The 21,359-nt window shown below is 72.9% G+C and carries 19 protein-coding genes and 1 pseudogene; 6 read left to right on the top strand and 14 right to left on the bottom strand.

What is annotated here, in order from left to right; genetic code table 11:
- Positions 1 to 119 precede the first annotated feature (119 nt).
- Positions 120 to 770, top strand: a complete 651-nt coding sequence (locus ABZZ79_RS23205) for a hypothetical protein (RefSeq protein WP_356691536.1) — start codon at positions 120 to 122, stop codon at positions 768 to 770.
- Between the two features lie 9 nt (positions 771 to 779).
- Here ABZZ79_RS23205 and ABZZ79_RS23200 read toward each other — a convergent pair whose 3' ends face one another.
- The 3 genes from ABZZ79_RS23200 to ABZZ79_RS23190 form a co-directional block, all read right to left on the bottom strand.
- The gene (locus ABZZ79_RS23200; protein ID WP_356691534.1) at positions 780 to 1,070 is read right to left on the bottom strand and encodes a hypothetical protein; all 291 of its coding nucleotides are present in this window, start codon (positions 1,068 to 1,070) and stop codon (positions 780 to 782) included.
- A 258-nt stretch (positions 1,071 to 1,328) separates the two neighbouring features.
- Positions 1,329 to 1,523 carry a hypothetical protein gene (locus ABZZ79_RS23195; RefSeq protein WP_356691532.1) on the bottom strand — a complete coding sequence of 65 codons (195 nt, stop codon included), beginning with the start codon at positions 1,521 to 1,523 and terminating at the stop codon, positions 1,329 to 1,331.
- A gap of 152 nt (positions 1,524 to 1,675) precedes the next feature.
- Positions 1,676 to 2,959 (bottom strand): adenylosuccinate synthase, encoded by a 1,284-nt coding sequence (locus tag ABZZ79_RS23190; RefSeq protein ID WP_356691530.1) that lies wholly within the window; start codon positions 2,957 to 2,959, stop codon positions 1,676 to 1,678.
- Between the two features lie 187 nt (positions 2,960 to 3,146).
- Here ABZZ79_RS23190 and ABZZ79_RS23185 point away from each other — a divergent pair, with 187 nt between their 5' ends.
- The 3 genes and pseudogenes from ABZZ79_RS23185 (at position 3,147) to ABZZ79_RS23175 (ending at position 6,000) form a co-directional block, all read left to right on the top strand.
- Positions 3,147 to 4,019, top strand: coding sequence for a diacylglycerol kinase (locus tag ABZZ79_RS23185; RefSeq protein ID WP_356691528.1), 873 nt, complete (start codon positions 3,147 to 3,149; stop codon positions 4,017 to 4,019).
- A 191-nt stretch (positions 4,020 to 4,210) separates the two neighbouring features.
- Positions 4,211 to 4,396, top strand: a pseudogene (locus ABZZ79_RS23180) (ABC transporter); the annotation flags it as partial.
- Positions 4,393 to 6,000: an ABC transporter permease gene (locus ABZZ79_RS23175; protein WP_356691526.1), complete on the top strand. Its 1,608-nt coding sequence runs from the start codon at positions 4,393 to 4,395 to the stop codon at positions 5,998 to 6,000. The pseudogene ABZZ79_RS23180 and the gene ABZZ79_RS23175, both read left to right, overlap by 4 nt.
- Positions 6,001 to 6,048: 48 nt before the next feature.
- Here the strand turns inward: ABZZ79_RS23175 and ABZZ79_RS23170 are convergent, their stop codons facing one another.
- Positions 6,049 to 7,269 carry a cytochrome P450 gene (locus tag ABZZ79_RS23170; protein WP_356691524.1) on the bottom strand — a complete coding sequence of 407 codons (1,221 nt, stop codon included), beginning with the start codon at positions 7,267 to 7,269 and terminating at the stop codon, positions 6,049 to 6,051.
- A 125-nt stretch (positions 7,270 to 7,394) separates the two neighbouring features.
- Between ABZZ79_RS23170 and ABZZ79_RS23165 the strand changes: the two genes are divergently transcribed.
- Positions 7,395 to 8,210, top strand: a complete 816-nt coding sequence (locus ABZZ79_RS23165; protein WP_356691522.1) for a hypothetical protein — start codon at positions 7,395 to 7,397, stop codon at positions 8,208 to 8,210.
- Between the two features lie 24 nt (positions 8,211 to 8,234).
- On the opposite strand, the gene ABZZ79_RS23160 is transcribed toward ABZZ79_RS23165, so the two are convergent.
- The 6 genes from ABZZ79_RS23160 to ABZZ79_RS23135 all read right to left on the bottom strand — a co-directional run bounded on the left by ABZZ79_RS23160 (position 8,235) and on the right by ABZZ79_RS23135 (position 14,761).
- The gene (locus ABZZ79_RS23160) at positions 8,235 to 8,903 is read right to left on the bottom strand and encodes a response regulator transcription factor (RefSeq protein WP_356691520.1); all 669 of its coding nucleotides are present in this window, start codon (positions 8,901 to 8,903) and stop codon (positions 8,235 to 8,237) included.
- Positions 8,900 to 10,270, bottom strand: coding sequence for a histidine kinase (locus ABZZ79_RS23155; RefSeq protein ID WP_356691518.1), 1,371 nt, complete (start codon positions 10,268 to 10,270; stop codon positions 8,900 to 8,902). The genes ABZZ79_RS23160 and ABZZ79_RS23155 overlap by 4 nt, the downstream gene beginning before the upstream one ends.
- A 131-nt stretch (positions 10,271 to 10,401) precedes the next feature.
- Positions 10,402 to 11,076, bottom strand: a complete 675-nt coding sequence (locus ABZZ79_RS23150; RefSeq protein ID WP_356691516.1) for a response regulator transcription factor — start codon at positions 11,074 to 11,076, stop codon at positions 10,402 to 10,404.
- The gene (locus ABZZ79_RS23145; RefSeq protein WP_356691514.1) at positions 11,073 to 12,515 is read right to left on the bottom strand and encodes a sensor histidine kinase; all 1,443 of its coding nucleotides are present in this window, start codon (positions 12,513 to 12,515) and stop codon (positions 11,073 to 11,075) included. Before ABZZ79_RS23145 ends, ABZZ79_RS23150 begins: the two co-directional genes overlap by 4 nt.
- A complete protein-coding gene (locus tag ABZZ79_RS23140; RefSeq protein WP_356691512.1) occupies positions 12,508 to 13,752 on the bottom strand; it encodes an acyltransferase in 1,245 nt (414 codons plus the stop codon). The genes ABZZ79_RS23145 and ABZZ79_RS23140 overlap by 8 nt, the downstream gene beginning before the upstream one ends.
- Before the next feature lie 43 nt (positions 13,753 to 13,795).
- Positions 13,796 to 14,761 (bottom strand): alpha/beta hydrolase, encoded by a 966-nt coding sequence (locus ABZZ79_RS23135; protein WP_356691765.1) that lies wholly within the window; start codon positions 14,759 to 14,761, stop codon positions 13,796 to 13,798.
- A 538-nt stretch (positions 14,762 to 15,299) separates the two neighbouring features.
- On the opposite strand from ABZZ79_RS23135, the gene ABZZ79_RS23130 reads away from it, so the two are divergent.
- Entirely contained in the window at positions 15,300 to 16,181 is an 882-nt protein-coding gene (locus ABZZ79_RS23130; RefSeq protein WP_356691510.1) for an alpha/beta hydrolase, read from the top strand.
- 101 nt (positions 16,182 to 16,282) lie between these two features.
- On the opposite strand, the gene kynU is transcribed toward ABZZ79_RS23130, so the two are convergent.
- The 4 genes from kynU to ABZZ79_RS23110 form a co-directional block, all read right to left on the bottom strand.
- Positions 16,283 to 17,476 carry a kynureninase gene (gene kynU, locus ABZZ79_RS23125; protein WP_356691508.1) on the bottom strand — a complete coding sequence of 398 codons (1,194 nt, stop codon included), beginning with the start codon at positions 17,474 to 17,476 and terminating at the stop codon, positions 16,283 to 16,285.
- A complete protein-coding gene (locus tag ABZZ79_RS23120) occupies positions 17,469 to 18,308 on the bottom strand; it encodes a tryptophan 2,3-dioxygenase family protein (protein WP_356691506.1) in 840 nt (279 codons plus the stop codon). The genes kynU and ABZZ79_RS23120 overlap by 8 nt, the downstream gene beginning before the upstream one ends.
- 144 nt (positions 18,309 to 18,452) lie before the next feature.
- Positions 18,453 to 18,866: a DUF3151 domain-containing protein gene (locus ABZZ79_RS23115; protein WP_356691504.1), complete on the bottom strand. Its 414-nt coding sequence runs from the start codon at positions 18,864 to 18,866 to the stop codon at positions 18,453 to 18,455.
- Between the two features lie 767 nt (positions 18,867 to 19,633).
- The gene (locus tag ABZZ79_RS23110; RefSeq protein ID WP_356691502.1) at positions 19,634 to 21,100 is read right to left on the bottom strand and encodes an MFS transporter; all 1,467 of its coding nucleotides are present in this window, start codon (positions 21,098 to 21,100) and stop codon (positions 19,634 to 19,636) included.
- Positions 21,101 to 21,359 lie beyond the last annotated feature (259 nt).

Genomic DNA, 21,359 nt, shown 5'->3' with positions numbered 1-21,359 from the left:
TCGAGTGGGCCGCGGGGGACTGAGCGGGCGCAGGCGGGGAACCATCCGTGCACCGCACCGATTAGGCTTCCTGACCGACCCGCTGCACCCCGTACGCCGTTCCGAGCGAGGAGCCCTCTTTGGCCTGTGACCTGTGGCTGGTACCTCTCATCGACGTGTTGTGCCACACCCCGGACAACCCGTTCGCCGACGAACTCGCGCAGTACAACCGGGTGCTGGCCGAGGCCGGCCACCCGCCGGTGCCGGTGTACCAGTACATGCCCGGCTTGTCCGGCGACGTCGCCCCGGTGGCCGGCTTCGACTACGACGCGCTGCATTTCCTGCGCCGCGTCTATCTGCTCCAGATGTGCGGACTGCCGGTCACACCGGTGGACGAACTGGGCGGCGACTACGAGCAGTTGCTGGAGATGTTCGAGACGACGGCCCAGCAGTCGCACCTGGTGTGGCACTACGACCACGCGGGCGCGTACATCCCCGTCGACTTCCCGCACCCGCTCTCCGACGAGGACATGCTGGCCGGCGGCGGCCCGCTCGGCTCTTCCCAGGCACTCCTGCGCGAACTGGAGCTGATCGCCCCGGCCATCGGCATCGACCCGGGCAACCCCCCGGCCGCGCCCCAACCGCCGTCGGCACCCACCGACTTGGAGGAACCGGCGATCCCCGCGCCGTACGACCCCAGCCCCTTCGCCCGCGAACGGCACGTCTGGCTGGGCCTGCACGCCGCGGCGACCCGCAGCCTCGCCCAGGGGTCGATGATCGTCTTCAGCTGAGCCGTGCCGTCACCCGAGCTGGGCCAGGCCGCGCTGGAGGTCGTCGACGTTCATCACGGGGGAGAACTGCACGCCCGCGCCCAGTTCCATGAAGAACGGCTCCGCCAGCTTCGGCATGTCGGAGCTGTCCTGGAGGTCGAGGACGAGGTAGCAGGTCCGCTTCCCGTTCTCCGCGCCGAAGTAGGCCGCCTCGGGGCGGATCCTCTCCAGATGCGCCTTGAGCAGGTCCGCCATCTTCCCGCTGCGGATCAACTCGTTGGCCTTCTCCGTGTCCATCGAGGCCTTGAGCATCACGCGCATCGCAGCCACCTCTCCCTGGTCGAAGCACCCCCTACTCCCTTCACCATATGTCCGGTTGACGGCATTCGCCCGCGCGAGCGGGGTGGGGGCGGTGGAGCAGCAGGCGGGGACTGGTGGCGCAGGCGGGGCCGGTGACGCAGGCGGGGGCCGGCACAAGCGGGACTGGGAACACGCGGGCTGGCGTTGGCGGGGCTGGTGGAGCACGCGGAGGCTGGTGGAACACGCGGGGGCTGGTGGAACACGCGGGGGCTCGGCGCCTCACCCGATGAGCCGGATCTCCGGCGGCCACAGCACCCCGTCGGCCAGCAGCAGGGCCGGGCCCAGATGGACGGGGCACACATGCAGCGCGGGGCGCCGGTAGCGGAGAACCTCGAAACGGGCCCGCTCGCCGCAGTCGGTGTCCTGGACCTCTCCGCCGTACGGGCCCTGGCACGGCGCCTCACGGAGGGGCATGACCCGATTGGACCACGAAACGGGCGCCCCCGCTTGCCGGGAGCGCCCGCACGTGCATCGGTCCGACCGGGCCGCGGCACATTGGCACCGCGACCCGATCATGCCTGGCCGGACCGTGCCGCGACGCGGTCGCGGCACAGCCGTGTCCCGGCCTACAGGAACGAGTTGATCTCGATCGTCTCGTCGCGGCCCGGACCCACGCCGATCGCGGAGATCGGGGCGCCGGACATCTCCTCCAGGGCCTTGACGTAGTTCTGCGCGTTCTTCGGCAGGTCGGAGAACGACTTGGCCTTGGTGATGTCCTCGGACCAGCCCGGCAGGGTCTCGTAGACCGGCTTCGCGTGGTGGAAGTCGGACTGCGAGTACGGCAGTTCCTCGACCCGCTTGCCGTCGATCTCGTAGGCCACGCAGACCGGGATCTCCTCCCAGCCGGTGAGGACGTCGAGCTTGGTCAGGAAGAAGTCCGTCAGACCGTTGACGCGGGTGGCGTAGCGGGCGATCACCGCGTCGAACCAGCCGCAGCGGCGGTCACGGCCGGTGGTGACACCCCGCTCGCCGCCGATGCGGCGCAGCGCCTCGCCGTCCGCGTCGAACAGCTCGGTCGGGAAGGGACCGGCGCCGACGCGGGTGGTGTACGCCTTCAGGATGCCGATGACCCGGCTGATCTTCGTCGGGCCCACGCCCGCGCCCGTGCAGGCACCGCCCGCGGTCGGGTTGCTGGAGGTGACGAACGGGTACGTGCCGTGGTCGATGTCCAGCAGCGTGCCCTGGCCGCCCTCGAACAGGACGACCTTGTTCTCCTCCAGGGCCTGGTTCAGGACCAGCACCGTGTCGGCGACGTACGGCCGCAGCTTCTCGGCGTAGTCCAGCAGCTCCTCGACCACCTGGTCCACGGCGATGGCACGGCGGTTGTAGAGCTTGGTCAGTAGCTGGTTCTTGACGTCGAGCGCCGCCTCGACCTTCTGCTGGAGGATCGACTCGTCGTACAGGTCCTGGACCCGGATACCGACGCGGTTGATCTTGTCGGAGTAGGTCGGGCCGATGCCGCGCCCGGTGGTGCCGATCTTCCGCTTTCCGAGGAAGCGTTCCGTCACCTTGTCGACGGTCACGTTGTAAGGCGTGATGATGTGCGCGTTACCGCTGATGAGGAGCTTGGACGTGTCGACGCCTCGCTCGTTGAGCCCGCTCAGCTCGGAGAGCAGGACCGACGGGTCGACGACGACGCCGTTGCCGATGACCGGGGTGCACCCTGGCGAGAGGATGCCGGAGGGGAGAAGGTGGAGGGCATACTTCTGGTCGCCCACGACGACCGTGTGGCCGGCATTGTTGCCGCCCTGATAACGGACCACGTAGTCGACGGATCCGCCGAGCAGGTCGGTGGCCTTACCTTTACCCTCGTCACCCCACTGAGCACCGAGCAGCACAAGTGCGGGCACGCGCGTACACCCCTTCCGGGCGGGGCATGTCCAAGGTCAGAGGCGTACGCCGCACACCTGTGTCTGCGTACACCGGCGACCGTCGTTGGCCGCAACCCGTCGGACCGGATGCCCCGGAATAGACGAAGCCCCTGGCGCAATAGCGCAAGGGGCTCTTGCACAAAGATGCTACCCGAGGAAGCGAGGCATGGCCGAGGTGGCGACTTTCGCGACATCCGATCAGCTGCTCGTGGTGATCGATCCGATGGCTCGGGCGATGGACGGAGAGTCCGTACGGATCGCGAAAGACGTGCTCAGCGCGGGTGCGGCCACCAAGGTGTGCCTCCCGGACGGGCCGGACGAATTCGCCCGCGCCCTGGCGCGCCGCGGCTCGCGCCGCCCTGTCGTCATCGGTGACGACAGCGCCCTGGTCCGCACGGTGTCCCTGCTGCACCGGCGGCGGGAGCTGGCCGAGTGCGTGCTGTCCGTGGTGCCGGTCGGGGCGATGCTGTCGCTGGCGGGTTCACTGGGCGTGCCCACCGGGGCGGTGGCCGCCGCGCGGGCCGTGCTGGACGGGGTGGAACGGCGGCTGGACGTCCTGGTCGACGACAGTGACGGCGTGGTCCTCGGCGGCCTGCGGATCCCGCCGGTCCACGCGGTGGGCGCGGGGGCGGGTGCGGGTGCGCCGGAGGGCGCCGAGAGCGGTGTGCCCTGGCTGCGGTCGGCCCGTTCGCTGGTGCGGGCGCTGGGGGCCACCCGGCCGCCCCGTGAGCCTGCCGCCGCGCCTCCCGTGGCGGGGCCCGCCCGGCTGCGGGTGGAGGTCGACGGGGTGACCCTGGTGGACCTGGACCAGCCCGTGCGGGAGGTCTCGGTGACGCCGGGCCCCGTCGGGTCGGCCGCCGTGGAGGTCCACCCGGTCTCCGTGGGCGCGGACGCCCTGCCCCTGCGGGCCTCTGGCCGCCAGGTCACCGTCTCCGGAGCGGACTTCCGCTACCGCGCCGACGCGACGGTCTCCGGCCCGGTCCGCCGCCGCACCTGGATCCTCCACGAGGGAGCCCTGGGCCTGATGCTGCCGGGCTGATCCGCGCCGGGACGCCGCGACGGCCGGAAAGCCGCCGACGGCGGGCAGCCACGGACAGCTCAGCGCTGACGCGGCCACGGTCGCCCCGTCACGAGAGAGCACAGCGCTGACGCGACCCGCCCGACCCGGTCATCGGAGAACCCAGCGCTGACACGGCCACGGTCGCCCCGTCACGGGAGCCTCTCCCGCCTCCCGGCGTCCACGACCTCCACGTCCAGGGCCGCCGCGTCCGCCTCCAGGTCGACACGGACAAGCTGGACGCCGTCCTGCGGTCACTCGGCGAGTCGGGGGTGCGGTCCCTGACCTCGACGCCGCCGACCCTGGAGGAACTGTTCCTGCGTCACTACCAGGACGACCTAGGCGAGGTGGCCCGATGACCGCCGCGCTCTTCGCCGCACGGCCGCGCGGCTCGCGCCCGCTGGCCGGGACGGGGACGCTGCAGCGCTTCGCCCTGCGCCGCGACCGCGGGACGATCCCGGTCTGGATCGGCGTGAACGCCCCGATGGTCCTGTCCATGCCGAACACGATCAGGAGCTTGTACGGCACCCCGGCCGAACGCGCCGACCTCGTCCACCAGATGGCGGCCAACCCCTCCCTGCGCGCGATGATCGGCCCGGTCCTCGGCGACTCGTACGGAGCCCTGACGGTCTGGCGCGTGGGCGTCTACGCCGGTGCCCTCGCGGCCATGATGAGCCTGCTGATCGTCGTACGCCACACCCGCGACGAGGAGGAGAGCGGCCGCCAGGAGCTGATCTCCTCCGCGATGGTCGGCCGCCGGGCCCCGCTGACGGCGGCCCTGCTCACGGCGGCCGTCGCCGATGCCGTCCTGGCCGCGCTGATCACCGCAGGACTGTTCCCGCAGGGCGGCACCGGGGCCCTGGCCTTCGGGCTGGGGATCGCCGGGGTCGGCCTGCTGTTCGCGACGACGGCGGCGATCGCCGCGCAGCTCACGGAGAGCGCGCGGCTCGCGCGCGGGCTGACGGCGGCGGTCCTGGGGGCCGCGTTCGTGCTGCGCGCGGCGGGCGACGCGGCGGCGGACGACGGCTCGTCACCCCTGACCTGGCTGTCCCCGCTGGGCTGGCTGGAGAACCTGCGGCCCTACTCCCACGAACGCTGGTGGGTCCTGCCGCTGTTCGCGGCGGCGATCCTCGTCCAGGCCGCGATCGCCTACGAACTGGCCGGCCGCCGCGACGTCGGCATGGGCTTCCTCGCCACCCGGCCCGGCCCGGCCACCGGCCGCCTGGGCACCGCCGGTTCCCTGGCCTGGCGCCTCCAGCGGGGCGGTGTGCTGGGCTGGAGCGCCGCGTTCCTGCTCGCCGGGGCCGTCTACGGCGCCATGGCCGAGGGCGCGGCCGACCTCGTCGGCGACAACGACCGGGCCCGCGAGATCTTCCGGCGCATGGGCGGCCAGTCGGCCCTGACGGAGGCCTTCCTCGCCTCGATGGCGGGCTTCTTCGGCCTTGTCGCCGCGCTGTACGTCGTGGCATCCGTCCTGCGCCTGCACGGCGAGGAGACCTCGGGCCGGGCCGAACCCCTGCTGGCGGCCCCCGTCGGCCGGACCCGGTGGGCGTCCGGCCATCTGCTGATCGCCTTCGGCGGCAGCGCCCTGATCATGCTCCTGGCCGGCCTGGGCCTGGCGGCGGGCCATGGCAAGGAGGCGGGACCGATCCTGGCCGCCTGTCTGGTCCAGCTCCCGGCGGTCTGGACCGTCGGCGGCCTGGCGGTACTGCTGTACGGCGTTCTCCCCCGCGCGGCCACGGCCGCCTGGGCGGTGGCCGGGGCGGTCCTCCTGCTCGGCTGGGTGGGCCCGGCTCTGGACATGCCTCAGCCCGTCCTCGACCTCTCGCCCTTCGGCCACCTCCCCAAGCTGCCGGGCGGCGAGATGGCCTGGGGTCCGGTGACGGCCCTGACGGTGATCGCCGTGGCGCTGGTCGGCGCGGGCCTGGCCGGCCTCAGGCGACGGGACATGCGCAGCGGCTGAAGGGATCCGCACGGCGGGCGAGGTGCCGCGTGAGCTCCGCGGGACGGCTCACGCCACCTCGACCGCGAGTCCCTCCAGCCCCCGGATCACGAAGTTCGGCTTGCGCCGGGGCTCCTCGGCGAGCCGCAGGGCCGGGGCGCGCTCCAGCAGGGCCGTCATGGAGGCGGCGAGCTCCAGCCGGGCCAGCGGGGCACCGATGCAGTAGTGGATGCCGGCGCTGAAGGAGATGTGCGGGTTCTCGGCGCGGGTGAGGTCGAGGCGCTCGGGGTCGGTGAACACGGCGGGGTCGTGATTGGCCGAGCCGAAGAGCAGGGCGAGTTCCGCACCGCGCGGGATCACCGTCCCGTCGATCTCGACCTCGTCCAGCACCCAGCGCTCGAACATCTGGAGCGGGGTGTCGTAACGCATCAGCTCCTCGACGGCGGCGGGCACCAGCGCGTGATCGGCGCGCAGCGCGGCGAGTCGGCCGGGGTTGCGGAACAGCGCGTACCAGCCGTTCACCGTGGCGTTCACGGTGGCCTCGTGACCGGCGTTCAGCAGCAGGACACAGGTCGAGATCATCTCCTGCTCACTGAGCCGGTCGCCCTCGTCGTGGGCCGCGATCAGCCCGGAGATCAGGTCGTCCCCGGGCTCCTTGCGCCGCTCGGCGATCAGCTCCCGCAGATAGTCGGAGAACTCGACGGACGCCCGTACCGCGCGGGTCGCCGCCTCCTCCGACGGGTTCAGCTCGTACATCCCGCAGATGTCCGCCGACCAGGGCCTGAGCGGCGCCCGGTCCGCCTCCGGCACCCCCAGCATCTCCGCGATCACGGCCACCGGCAGCGGCTCGGCCACATCCGCGAGCAGATCCCCGCCCCCGGCCGTCACCAGCCGGTCCACCAGCTCACCGGCCAGCCGCTCCACATACGGCTTCAGCCGCTCCACCGTCCGGGGCGTGAACGCCTTCGACACCAGCCGCCGGATCCTGGTGTGGTCCGGCGGCTCCAGGTCGAGCATCCCGTGATCGTTCAGCGTGTGGAACGGCTCGTGCTCCGGGTCGGGCGCCGTCCGCCCGAAGTCCTCGTGCGTGAACCTGTGCCGGTACGTCCGCCCCAGCCGTCTGTCCCGCAGCAGCGCCGCCACATCCGCGTGGTGCGGCACCAGCCACTGCCCGGTGGGCTCGTAGTACAGGACCCGCCCCTTGTCCCGCAGCTCCGCGTAGGCGGGGTACGGGTCCGCGAGAAACGCCGGGTCCCAGGGGTCGAACGCGAGATCAGTACGGCCTGACATGCCCGGACCGTAACCCGCCCGTCCGGTCCGTGGCCAGGGGGCTCGCGCCACGCCTCCCGGCCGTACGCACCGCCCACGGGAAAACGGCCTCCCCAAGATCCACACCCGGCCTCTACGATCACGCCATGTCGATCACGCCGCCGTCAGTCCCCGTCCTGCGGGGCCGCAGGAACACCTCTCTCCAGTTCGACGGCTCGGCCCTGATCCTGCGCCGGGGCGCCAAGGAGCTGGAGATACCCCTGGCCGCCGTCGCCCGGGTCCGCAGCGCCCAGCGGGTGGTCGAGGTGCAGCTCACGGCAGCGCGCGGCAAGCCCCCCACCCATCGCGTCGAACAGGTCAGCGAGGCGGCCGGCGACGCCTTCGCCCAGGCCGTCAACGCCGCGCTGCCCGGCGTGGCCGAACCCGCCGCCGACGGCGCCTCCCTCGTCATCGCGCGAGGGCTCGACGACGAGGGCCGAAAGCTGAGGAAGCGCCGACGCATCCGGCTGGGACTGCTGGCGCTCACCGTCCTGCTCATCGCGCAGACCGTGGTCGTCTCGCTCGCCGACGAACCCGAACTCTCCTTCCTCGTATGGATGGGCGGCTTCATCACCGGCACCTTCGGCGCCTTCGCGGTGCACTGGTCGCCGTTCGACACCCCGGCGTGGCGGCTGCCCCGGCACGGAGTCTCGGTGATGGCGCGGTACCAGGGCTACATCGACGGGATGCACATCTACGACTTCACCGATCTGAACGGCAAGCAGTTCGCCTACACACCCAACGGTTACCGAGGCGAACAGGTCGAGATCGTCTACGACCCCAGCGACCCCTTCAACGGCACCGAGCGCGACCTGCTCCTCGGGCGCAGGACCCTGCTGCTCCCGATGATCTTCTGCGCCGTCCCCGCTCTGCTGATGTTCGCCCTGTGCCTCGCGATGGTCATCGCGATCCCCCTCTCCTGACCGGCCCGGGGCAGGGCCCGCCGCTCACCCCGGCACCACCAACCGCGCCTCGTACGCGAACACCGCCGCCTGCGTCCGGTCCCTGAGCCCCAGCTTCACCAGGATCCGGCTCACATGCGTCTTGATCGTCGACTCGGCGACCACCAGCCGCTCCGCGATCTCGGCGTTGGACAGCCCCTGCGCGATCAGCACCAGCACCTCCGTCTCGCGCTCGGTCAGCTCACCGCAGGCGGCGTCCGCCGCCTGCGCCGCCCGCCGCGGGACGTCCGACAGCTTCGCGAACTCGCTGATCAGCCGCTTCGTCACCGAAGGCGCCAGCAGTGCCTCGCCCGCCGCCACCACCCTGACTCCATCGGCCAGTTGACGGGCCGAGGCGTCCTTCAGCAGGAAGCCGGACGCCCCGGCCCGCAGCGCCTGGTACACGTACTCGTCCAGGTCGAACGTCGTCAGCACCAGCACCCTCGCCGCACCGTCCGCCGCCACGATCTCCCGCGTTGCCTCGATGCCGTTCAGCTCGGGCATGCGGATGTCCATCAGGACGACGTCCGGGGCGAGTTCGCGGACCTTGGCCACCGCCTCGCGGCCGTTGACCGCCTCACCCACGACCTCGATGCCCGGCATCGCGTTGAGCAGGACGGAGAAGCCCTCCCGCACCATCATCTGGTCGTCGGCGATCAGCACCCGGATGGTCATGCCCCGGCCTCGCTCGCCGCCGCGACCGGCAGGAACACCGTCACCTCGTAGCCGCCCTCGGGCGTGCTCGCCGCGGTCATCCCGCCGTCCAGCATCGTCACCCGCTCACGCATGCCGGTGATGCCGTGCCCGGCCCCCGGCGAGGGCTTCACCAGGCCCGGTGCGGGCGGCGGGCCGTTGACTATGCGCAGGCCCAGACCGCCGATCACATAGCCGATCTCCACCCGGGCACTCGCGCCCGGCGCGTGCCGGAGCACATTGCTCAGCGCCTCCTGCACGATCCGGTACGCCGACAGCTCCACGCCCTGCGGGAGTTCACGTATCGCGCCGGTGACGAACTTGTCCACGTCCAGGCCCGCGTCACGGACGTTGGCCAGCAGGGCGTCGAGGTCCGCCAGGGTGGGCTGCGGGGCGTCCGGGGCCTCGTAGTCCTCGGCGCGGACCACACCCAGGACCCGGCGCAGCTCGGTGAGGGCCGCCACCGCGTTCTCCCGGATCGTGACGAAGGCGCGCTCCAGCTCCGGCGGCGGGTTCTCCACCCGGTAGGGGGCGGCCTCGGCCTGGATGGCGACGACCGACATGTGGTGGGCGACCACGTCGTGCAGCTCGCGTGCGATGGTGGTGCGCTCCTCCAGCAGGGTGCGCCGGGAACGCTCCCGCTCGGTCACCGTCTGCTGGGCCGTCACCTCCTGCGCGGCCTCGCGCCGCACGTGCAGCAGCGTCACCAGCAGCAGCGCGACCGCCGACAGGAACAGCATGGCCGTGGTGTCCGAGTCGTAGTACGTCTGCCGGGTGAGGTCGGCCGCCAGACCGTACGCCGCGGTCAGCAGCCACATCCAGGCGGCGGCGCGCGGCCGGGTGCGTATCGCGACGATCGTCATCACGAACAGATGCGCGGCGAAGCTGCCCGGCTGCCAGGGCCAGCCGACCCACGTGTCGCCGATCACCGCGAGCACCGGTGTCGAGGCCAGCGACACCCAGAACGCGCCGACCGGCCGGACCAGGGTCAGCAGCACCGCCACCGCGGGGATCAGCGCCGCCGCGATCCCCAGCGGCTCGCCCACGTTCCGGCCCGTCGTGATCCCGGAGGTCAGCGCGATCCACGCCAGCACCGCCACCACCGCGTGCGGCGTCCACACCGCGTACCGGCGCAGGCGCGTCGGCAGCTTGCCGATCCGCGGGCCGTCCGGAGCCAGGCGGGGCAGCGGACAGTAGGCGAAGGCGTCGTGCATCAGATCCTGTTGCATGCCGCGCAGCGCCGCCATCGCCGCCCTGAACTCGGGGCTGCTCGGCTTGTAGGGTTCGTACGGTTTCTCCGGCGTGGTCGGCCGCGTCCCGCCACCGCCCGTGTGCGTCGTCTGGGTCACGTACAAAACGGTAGGCCCGGCCGCCTGTCACCGTCGTCACCAGTGAGGGGGGTCCTCCGGCGTCCCTCTCAGGTACTACGGGTCGCCCCGGCAGGTTTCCCCCGCCGTCGCGGCAGGCTTCCCCCTGCCCCTCAGTACCCCGTCGGCCGCACCAGCCCCGACTCGTACGCGAACACCGCCGCCTGCGTCCGGTCCCTCAGCCCCAGCTTCACCAGGATCCGGCCGACGTGCGTCTTCACCGTCTGTTCGGCGACCACCAGCTTCTCCGCGATCTCCGCGTTCGACAGGCCCCGGGCGATGAGCGCCAGGACCTCCGTCTCCCGCTCGGTCAGGTCGCCCACACGCTCCTTGAGCGGCGGGCGGGGCGCCCCGTCGAGCCGGGAGAACTCGGCGATCAGACGGCGGGTGATGCCGGGCGCGAGCAGCGCGTCCCCGGCGGCGACGACCCGGACCGCCTCGGCGAGCTGGTCCGCGGAGGTGTCCTTCAGCAGGAACCCGGACGCCCCGGCCCGCAGCGCCTCGTACACATACTCGTCGAGGTCGAAGGTGGTCAGCACGAGCACCTTGGTCCCGGTGGTCTCCTCGGTGACACGGCTGGTGGCCTCGATACCGCCCATCTCGGGCAGGCGGATGTCCATCAGGACGACGTCCGGGGCGAGTTCGGCGACCTTGGCGACCGCGTCCCGCCCGTTCACCGCCTGGCCGACGACCTCGATGTCCGGCTGGGTGTCGAGCAGCACGGTGAAGCCCTGGCGGACCAACTCCTGGTCGTCGGCGATGAGGACGCTGATCGCACCGCTCTTCATGGGCTCTCGTCTCCTGTCACGAACACGATCTGACTGTCGTCGGGGAAGGTGACCTCCGGCTCGAACCTGGGGTCAGGGTGCCGGGGCGCGGCCGCTCCGCCCTCTCTGGGCAGGAACGCCGTCACCGCGAAGCCGCCCTGGAACATCCGGGTCGCACAGAGGTGCCCGCCGAGCATCGCCGCCCGCTCGCGCATGCCCAGCAGACCGTGCCCGGCCCCCGGCGACGGCGGAACGGGCTGCTGGGGGCGGGAGTTGATGACCCCGAGATACAGGCCGTCGCGGAAGTGCGTGACCTCCACTGTCACGCTCGTGCCGGGCGCGTGCCGCAGGACGTTGCTCAGCGCCTCCTGCACGATCCGGTACGCCGACAGCTCCACCCCGGGCGGATAGGGGCCGGCCGGCTCGCCTATGACCCGGGTGTTGACGGTCAGGCCCGCCGTACGGGTGTTGTCGATCAGCGCTTCGAGCCGGTCGAGGTTGGGCTGGGGGGCGTCGGGGTTGCTGCCGCCCACCGCCTCACCGAGGCCGTCCAGGTCCTCGGGCAGCTCCGAGCGCAGCACGCCGAGGACACGGCGCAGCTCGGTGAGGGCCTCCACGGCGTTCTGCCGGATGCCGGCGAGGTTCTCCTTGAGTTCCTCGGGCGGATCCCGCACCAGATGCGGGGCGACCTGGGCCTGGATGGAGATCACCGACATGTGATGGGCCACCACGTCGTGCAACTCCCGTGCGATCCGGCTGCGTTCCTCCAGCAGGGTGCGGCGGGCGCGCTCCTCGGCGGTGATCTCCTCCTGTTTCTCCAGCCGGTGGCGGGCCTCCCGGCGGCCGTGCAGGGCCGTGCCGAGCAGGGTGACGGCGGCGAACACGGCCACCGCCGTCACCCCGGTCGGCTCGTAGCCGGCGGCGCCGACGACACCCTCGATGAGATAGGTGGCCAGCACGGTCACGGCCAGCGCCTCGACGGCCACCCTCGTCGGAACGCGCAGCGCGAGCAGCAACAGCACCAGCGCGTGCCCCACCAGGGCGGGCGCGGCCCACGGCCAGGCGGGATCCCCCTCGGCCTGCCCCGAGATCAGCTGGGATCTGGCCCCCAGCGCGGTCATCACGGCGGCCGCCGTCGACAGCAGCCAGGCCGGTACCGGCCGCCACAGCGCCAGCAGCACGGCCGCGCCCTGCGCCAGCGACAGCAGCAGCGCGTACTGGGCGTTCTGGCCGTAGGTCTCGGACAGCAGGGACGCGCCGGTGCCGATCACGGTCACCGCGATCAGACAGACCACGCCGTGCGGCAGCCAGCGCAGCCACAGCGACGGCGGCAGCGGTGCCGCCTCGAAATGCAACAGGTCCTCACGCAGGGTCCCCAGCCCGTAACCGGTGCCGCCCCCGCCCGCCCGTGACCGCCGCCGCGCCTCCCCCGTGCCCTTCATACCTCTCACCCTAGACATGCGGTACCTCCTCCTTGGCCGGCCTGTGGACGTCGACGACGGACCCGGCCACGGGAATCGCGCGGGCGGGAAAGGGTGTTGCGGGGCGCCGGCCGCCGCTGTCCCACTCGCGGAAGCGGAACGCAGCCCAGCACACCGCGAGGACCAGGGCGAACACCGGCAGCCAGGCGAGCCTCGCCACGACCCAGCCCAGCCCCTCGGGAGCGGTGTGCAGGCCGGGCAGCGGCCCGAGCAGCAGACCGGTGGCGGTGGTGGCCATCAGGGCGGTCTGGTGCCACAGGAAGACCGTCATCGCCGAGAGATTGGCCCCCACCACCACCGCCCACGCCACGGGCCCGCGCATCCCCCGGCGCAGCCGCTCCCGCAGCAGCAGGGCGGCACCGCACTGGGCCAGCCCGAAGGTGACGGCGGCCAGCGTCGGCGGGTTGAGGTTGGACACAGGGGCGCCCGGCACCCCGACCATCGACGCCGGATACCCCGCGCACACCACCAGCAGGGCCGTCACCGCCGCCCCGCCGCCCAGCAGCAGCCACCCGGCCCGACGGCCCTCCAGCTCGCCCCGCGTCCAGGCCGCGCCCAGCGTGAACGGAACGGCCCAGCCCGCGACCAGATTCACCCAGCCGAGCCACTGCGGTCCGCCCAGCCCGAAGCGCACCAGGTCGACATGGAGCACGACCGCCAGCGGCCACAGCGGATGCACCCGGGCCAGCAGCGGGGTCGCCGCCGTCAGCGCCGCGAAGACAAGCAGGAACCACAGCGGGGACAGGGCGAGTTTGACCAGCGTGCGCACCGTGCCCAGGTCCGTGCCGGACAGCAGCAGCCCGGCCGAGGCCACGGCCCACAGCCCCAGCACCGCCCCCACCGGCCGGAACAGCCGGGCCAGCCGCCGCCCCAGCCATCTCCGGTACGGCACCCCGCGCGCCCGCGCCGAACCCAGACCCCGGGCCGCCACCTGCCCGCCGACCAGGAAGAACACGGCCAGCGTCTGGAACACCCAGGAGATCGGCGCCAGCCACGGCATCGACCCCAGCGGACTCGCGGTGTGCAGCCGCCCGCTGTCCGAGACCAGCGCCGTCACCAGCCAGTGCCCGAGGACCACGCCGAGGATGCCGATCGCGCGCAGGGCGTCCACCGCGCGGTCGCGGTCGTCCGGAGTGACGGCGTCCAGCCGGGCGGCCCGCAGCAGCACACTCCGCCGCCGGCCGGTGGCGCCTCGCGCGGGAACGGAAACCCGCACAGGACAAGGAGGTATGCCCGCCCCACCGGCACCCACCGCCCGCTCACCCATGACGCACCTCCGATCCGAGCACGATCCGGGCGAGGTTGGCCAGGCTCGGCGAGCCCGGTACGAAATAGTCGCTGTGGCCGCCCGGCCCCGCCGCGAACACCCGAGCGCCGAAGGCCGGGGAGACCGGATCCGTGCCGAGCCCGACGGTCGTGCCGAACAGGTCCGCCCGCACATGCGGCACGTCCGCCACCCAGTCGTCGGCACCCCGCGCCGCCCACACCCGGGCCCGCGTGCGCAGCTCCGCCACGTCGGCCGCGCCCGTGCCGGGACTGCCGAGCAGGACCACGTCGTCCACCACCGCCCCCTCGGCCGCTCGGGCGCAGACCACCGAGCCGTACGAGTGGCAGAGCAGGGCCACGGCGGTGCCCGGTCCGGTGACGCCGTGCAGCGTGCGGAGGAACTCCCGCAGCCCTGCCGCTCCTTCGTCCGCGCGGCCGGTGGTGAGGACCGCCGTGCTGACCGTGCCCGGGGTGCTGTAGCCGAGCCAGGCGACGACCGCCGTACGGGTGCCGGGCGGGGTCTCGGCGGTGAGACGCCGATGCAGGGCGACCGCGCTCGTGCGCAGCCGGCCGTACGTGTCGAGCGAGGTGTCGGAACCGGGCACGAGCACGGCGACGCGCTCCGCGTGGGCCAGGTCGCCGAAGACCTCCACCGCACGGCCCTGCCCCCGTCCGTCGAAGGACAGCAGGCGCCGGGACGGCTGGGCGAGCGCGCGCTCCGCCTCCGCCCGGTGCCGGTCGCCGTGCGCCTCGGCCATGCGCGAGGCCCGCGCGGCGGTGGCCCGGTGCGCGGCGTACACCTCGTCCAGGGTGGCGGCGGTGACGGGCCCGGTGCGGGCCGGTGGCGGGGCGGGTATGCGCGGCTGAGCCGCGGCGGAGAGTGGAAACACCACGGCACTGGTGACCAGCGCGGCGACCAGCGCGCGACGCCACCGGTGGGGACGCCGAGCCCTCCACAGACCACGCCCACCGGCACCGGAACCCCCACCCGGAGCGGCACCCGCACCCGCACCCGCACCCGCCCCGGCACCCACACCGGCACCGGCGCCCACACCGAAGCACGCACCCGCACCGGCGCCCCCACCGGCACCCACACCAAAGCCCCCGCCCCCTCCACGACCCGCACCCAAGTGCCCACCCGCACCCGCCCCCGCACCCACACCCACGCCGAAACGCCCACCCGCACCCACACCCACAGCGAAGCCCCTCCCCCACGCCCGCCGATCGGGCATCCGAGGAAGACGCTACGAATCCCCGCCCGTCACTCGCGTCACGCTCCGGAGCTCTTTCGTCACGTAGCTCTCAGGTACTACGGGTATGACGGCCGTTCCGCCGACGAACACCCACCAGGCCGAACCGTTTTCCCCTCACCGTGCGTGACATCCCCGTGTCCGCGCACGTCACCGGCCTGATAGCGTCCCCGCCATCGGTCGGATCACCCACCCGGCCGCTCTCACCTGGTCCGCCAATTCCGTATCGCCGCTGAGAGGTTGGAGCATGCCGGACGACGCCGCAACAGCACGGGCCGCCGCCGAGGAGGAGTCGGCCTTCTCGCACCCGCCCGTCGCCCCCGACGTCACCGCCGCGTACGGCGACCACCCCGACCAGGTGATCGACTTCTACGCACCACGCGGCGAGAACGCACCCGACGGCGGCTCGGCGCCGCTGGTCGTCGTCCTGCACGGCGGCGCGTGGCGGGCCCCGTACGACCGCGCGCACATCAGCCCGTTCGCGGACTTCCTGGCCCGCCGGGGCTTCGCGGTGGCGAGCGTGGAGTACCGCCGTGGCCCCGCCGAGCCGCAGACCGCGGGCACACCCGTCGCGGGCCGCTGGCCTGACACCTTCGACGACATCGCCGCCGCGCTGGACGCGCTGCCCGCCCTCGCCGAGGCGCTGCCGCAGGCCGACCCCCACCGCACGGTGATCACCGGCCACTCCGCCGGCGGCCACCTGGCCCTGTGGGCGGCGGCCCGGCATGTGCTGCCCGCCGACGCGCCCTGGCGCACGCACGGCCCCGCCGCCCTGCGCGGGGTCGTCGCCCTCGCCCCGATCGCCGACTTCACCGTCGCCGAGAAGCTCGACGTCTGCGGCAACGCTTCGCTGCAACTCCTCGGCGGCCAGGAGAAGTTCGCGGAGCGACTGCCGTACGCCGACCCCGCGTTCCTGCTGCCCACCGGCATCGCCACGACGCTCGTGCAGGGCCGGACCGACGACGTGGTCCCGCAGGCCGTCGCCGAGTCCTACGCGGACGCGGCGGCCAAGGCGGGCGAGGTGGTGGGCCTGACCCTGCTGGAGGACGTGGGCCACTTCCCGCTGATCGACCCGGCGGCGGACGCGTGCGCGGTGGTGGCGGAGGAGATCGCCCAACTGGCCTGGTAGGAAGGGCAGCGGACGCACCACCTACGCAGCCGCCCGACCGGCAGGCCGACGGGCCTGCCGGTCACGACGCGCGCCTCAAGCCCGTCTCACCGCGCACGGGATCAAGAGGGACGGGTCAGAACCTCCCCCAGCAGCCGGGCCGCCCGCTCGACGTCCGCGAATCCCACGTACAACGGCGTGAATCCGAACCGCAGGACGTCCGGCGCGCGGAAGTCGCCCACGACACCGCGCTCGATGAGGCGCTTCATGACCTCACCGGCGTCCTCGCAGCGCAGGGCGACCTGGCTGCCGCGCTCCGCGTGAGTCACCGGGGTGAGGGACTCGACACGGCCCGCGGGCACGTACTCGGCCACGCACTCCAGGAAGAGGTCCGTCAGCGCGAGGGACTTGGCACGGACGGCGTCGACCGACACGTCGTCCCACACCTCCAGTGCGGCTTCCAGGGCCAGCATGGACAGGATGTCCGGCGTGCCGACGCGGCCGCGCAGCGAGCCCGGGGCCGGTTCGTAGGAGGACCGCATGCCGAAGGGCTCGGCGTGGGAGTTCCAGCCGGGCAGCGGGGAGTCGAAACGGTCCTGCAGGCCGTGCCGGACGTACAGGTACGCCGGTGAACCCGGGCCGCCGTTCAGGTACTTGTAAGTGCAGCCGACGGCCACGTCGACTCCGTGCTCGTCCAGCCCGACGGGGAGCGCGCCCGCGCTGTGGCAGAGATCCCAGACCGACAGCGCGCCCGCCGCGCGGACGGCCGCCGTGAGGGCGGGCAGGTCGTGCAGTCTGCCGGTGCGGTAGTCGACGTGGTTGAGCAGCACCGCGGCCGTACGGTCGCCGAGCGCGTACGGCACCTCGGCCGGGGTCACGGGCCGCAGGGTGCGGCCGGTCATCCGGGCGGCGGACTCGGCGATGTAGCCGTCCGTGGGGAAGGTCGTGGCGTCGACCAGGATCTCGTCCCGGTCGTCCCCGGCGATCCGCACGGCGGCGACAAGCGCCTTGAAGACATTGACGCTCGTGGAGTCGCCGACCACGATCTGCCCGGCCCCGGCACCCACCAGCGGGGCGATCCGGTCGCCGATCCGCTCGGGCGCGGTCCACCAGCCGCTCTCGTCCCAGGAACGGATGCGCAGTTCGCCCCACTGCCGGCGCACCACGTCCTCGACCCGGCCGGGGACGGCGAGGGGCAGGGCGCCCAACGAGTTGCCGTCGAGATAGACGACGTCGTCCAGCACGAACTCGCCGCGCTTGGCGGCGAGTTCGTCAACGGTGTCCGCCTTCCGGGCCTTCTCCGTCAGCTCAGACATGGGACCTCGCCGTCCACAGCTCGGGGAAGACGTTCTTGCGCGCCCGCTTCTCCAGCCAGGCGACGCCTGCGGAGCCGCCGGTCCCGGCCTTGGCGCCCATCGCGCGGCGGGTGGCGACGAGGTGGTCGTTGCGCCAGCGCCACACCAGTTCGGCGACGTCCGTCAGGGCCTCGCCGAGGCGGGCGACCTCGTCGTCCGGGTCGCCGGCGTAGACCGCGGTCCACACGGCCTCGACCGCGTCGGACGGGTCGTAACGCAGCGCGACATCGCGCGTCAGCACGGACGCCGGTATCGCGTGACCGCGGCGGGCGAGCAGGCGCAGGACCTCGTCGTACAGGCTCGGCTCGTGCAGGGCCTTCTCCAGCTCCGCGTGGACGCGGGGCGCGCCGCGGTGCGGGACCAGCATGGAGGCGGACTTCTCGCCGAGCAGGAACTCCATGCGGCGGTACATCGCCGACTGGAAGCCGGAGCCCTCGCCGAGGGCGCCGCGGTACGCGTTGAACTGGGCCGGGGTGAGCTGGCCGAGCGGCTTCCAGGAGGCGTTGAGCGCCTCCAGTTCGCGGACCGAGCGCTTCAGGGCGGCCTGGGCGGTGGGGACGTCGTCGCCGCGCAGGGCGCGTGCGGCGGTCTCCCACTCGTGCACGATGACCGTGAACCACAGCTCCATCACCTGGGTGGTGACCAGGAAGACCATCTCTCCGGGATCGTCGGAGAGGGTGTGCTGGAGGTGGGTGAGCACGTCCGCCTTGACGTAGTCCTCGTACGGCGTCGTGCCTTCGAAGTCGAGATGCGGAGTCTCGGGCTCGTGGGCCTCATGAGCCTCTTGGGACATCGCTGTCTCCTGTGTGTGTACTCCGGGTAGCGGTCCGCCCCTGCCGATGCCGGCACGGGGGCCCCGGTCCCCACCGGCATCCTCCGCAATCCCACCCTTTTCACGCAAGGCCCGCCCGAACATTCGGGCGGGCCCACGGGACGGCTAGCCCAGGGTCTGGGCCGCCGTGGGGGAGGAGTCCTTCAGGAACTGGGAGCAGCGCTCGTACTCCTCCTGCTCGCCGATCGACCCCGCCGCGCGGGCGAGGCCGTGCAGGGCGCGCAGGAAGCCGCGGTTCGGCTCGTGCTCCCACGGGACCGGGCCGTGGCCCTTCCAGCCGTTGCGGCGCAGGGAGTCCAGGCCGCGGTGGTAGCCGGTGCGGGCGTAGGCGTACGACTCCACGACGCTGCCCCGCTCGTAGGCCTCGTCGGCGAGGCGGGCCCAGGCAAGGGAGGAGGTGGGGTACTTGGCGGCGACTTCCGCCGCGGGGGTGCCTGCGGCCAGCAGTTCCCGGGGCTCGGGGTCGTCGGGCAGGTGGGTCGGGGGCGGGCCGCCGAGGAGGTTCTCGTGAATCGTCATGACTTCCAGTCTGGTACATCCACGGCGGTGGGCGCTGCCTGGTGAGGGGGCTGGGAGGAGGTGGGCGTGTTTGCCGGGCTGGACGGCGGGGTGACTGGGGGCGGGGCGCCTGCGCAACCCGGCGCGACGAGGTGCCGCTGGGCGGCAGCCGAGGCAGGGACGGTGCGCAACCCGGCACGACGACGAGCCGCCGGACAGCAACCGAAGCAGGCGCGGCGCGCAACCCGGCACGACGACGAGCCGCCGGACAGCAGCCGAGGCAGGGACGGTGCGCAACCCGGCGCGACGAGGTGCCGCTGGGCGGCAGCCGAGGCAGGGGCGGCGCGCAACCCGGCACGACGAGGTGCCGCTGGGCGGCAGCCGAGGCAGGGGCGGCGCGCAACCCGGCGCGACGAGGTGCCGCCGCGCCCACCCGTGCCGCCCCTAGCGGCACGCATGCCCGCAGCGACGGGCGGCACGCAGCCCGAAGCGACGGGCGACGGGAAGCCCTGAGCGACGAACGACGGGAAGTCCGTAGCGACGGGCGACGAACGGCGGGAAGTCCGCAGCGACGGGCGACGGGCGACGGGAAGTCGCGTACGGCGGGGAGGGGACGGGGCGGGGGGTGTCCGCCCGCAGCGGCCGCCGCCGACCACCCTCAGCCCCCGTGGGCAACCTGATCGGCGGACCGAGGACGGACACCCCCCGACGCGGCCCCGCACAACCCACCCGCGACGGGCGCTACCGCAACCCCCACCGAACACAAGCGGGCCGCCGCAGGCACCCCGTCAGGACAGACGACGCCGGGCCGGCTCCCCCTCCAGGGGCGGGGACGTCACCGAGGCGAAGCGGCGGCATTCGGGACGTCGGCAGCCGGGGTCCGGTCGGCGGACGGCCGCGAAGGCCAGGCCCGCGCCGACCACCAGAACCCCCGCACACAAGGGCATCGCCCGACGGAACGCCGCGTCGAACGCCTCCGCCGAGCGATACGCCTCCGGCCCCATGCCCGCCAGCAACGGCAGCGCGGCCACCGCCACCAGCCCCGCCGCCCGCGCGGCCGCGTTGTTGATGCCACTGGCCAGCCCCGCCCTGGCCACGTCCACCGACGCCAGCACGGTCGCGGTCAGCGGCGCGACCAGCGTCACCATGCCCAGCCCCAGCACCAACAGCGCCGGCAGCACGTCCGTCACATAGTCCGCGTCCTCCCCCACCCGCAGCATCAGCAGCATCCCTGCCGCACACAGCAACGGCCCCACCGTCAGCGGAATGCGAGGCCCGATCTTCTCCCCCAGCTCACCCGCCCGCGCCGAGAACAACAGCATCAGCACCGTCGTGGGCAACAGCGCCGTCCCCGCCGCCAGCGCGCTGTACCCCGACACCACCTGGAGCTGGAGCACCGACAGGAAGAAGAACCCGGCGAACGCCGCGTACACGCACAGCGTGACCAGGTTGACCGACGTGAACTGGCGTGAGGCGAAGATGCCCGGCGGCATCATCGGATCGGGCCGGCGCTTCTCGACGTACACGAACGCCACCCCGGCCGCGACACCCGCGACCGCCGTCACCGCCACGATCACACCCCCGCCCCGCGCCTCGATCAGCGCGTACGTCACGAGCGCGAGCGCCGCCGCCCCCAGCAGGGCACCCAGCACGTCGAAGCGACCGTGACGGCGGCCGTCGCCGGACTCGGGGACGTGCCGCAGGGCCACCGGCACGCACAGCAGGGCCAGCGGGACGTTCAGCAGGAACACCCACCGCCAGCCCGGCCCGTCCACCAGCCAGCCGCCCAGGAACGGCCCGACGGCCGCGCCGATGCCGCCGAACCCGGACCAGAGGCCGACCGCGCGGCCCCGGTCGTCGGGATGGAAGGACGCCTGGATCAGCGCGAGGGACCCCGGCGTGAGCAGTGCGCCGCCGACGCCCTGAAGGGCCCGCGCAAAGACGAGCACACCCGCGTCCGGCGCGAGCCCGCACAGCAGGGACGCCACGGCGAACCACACCACACCGATCACGAAGATCTTCCGACGGCCGTAGCGGTCGCCCAGAGACCCGCCGAGCAGGATCAGCCCGGCCAGCGTGACCATGTACGCGTTGACCGTCCACTGAAGAACGGCGAGGTCGGCGTCCAGGTCGCGGCCGATGGCCGGGAGGGCGACGTTGACGACGGTCGAGTCCAGCAGCGCCATGCTGGAGCCGAGCACGGTGGTGAGCAGGATCCATCGGCCCTGCGACGAGGCCAGCCGGACATCGGGCATGACTTCAGTAAACAGCCGCCCCGGAACAAACAGCGAGCCTTGGAACAACACCCACGCACGAACCACAACGAACCGAAACCGCACCCGCACCCGCACCCGCAAAACACCGGCAACCGCAAACAACGGCAACCGCAACCACGACCACGACCACGACCACGACCACGACCACGACCACAAACCAGACCCGAAGACGGCGACGAGCCCGGCACCGAAGCACCGGGCTCGCCGCACAGCACGAGCGGACGGACCTCACTCAGAG

Origin of the sequence: Streptomyces sp. NPDC006458, from assembly GCF_040612135.1 — a bacterium.
Classification (GTDB): domain Bacteria; phylum Actinomycetota; class Actinomycetes; order Streptomycetales; family Streptomycetaceae; genus Streptomyces.
Note: the sequence above shows the minus strand (reverse complement) of the source record. Positions and strands in the feature narration are given on the sequence as shown.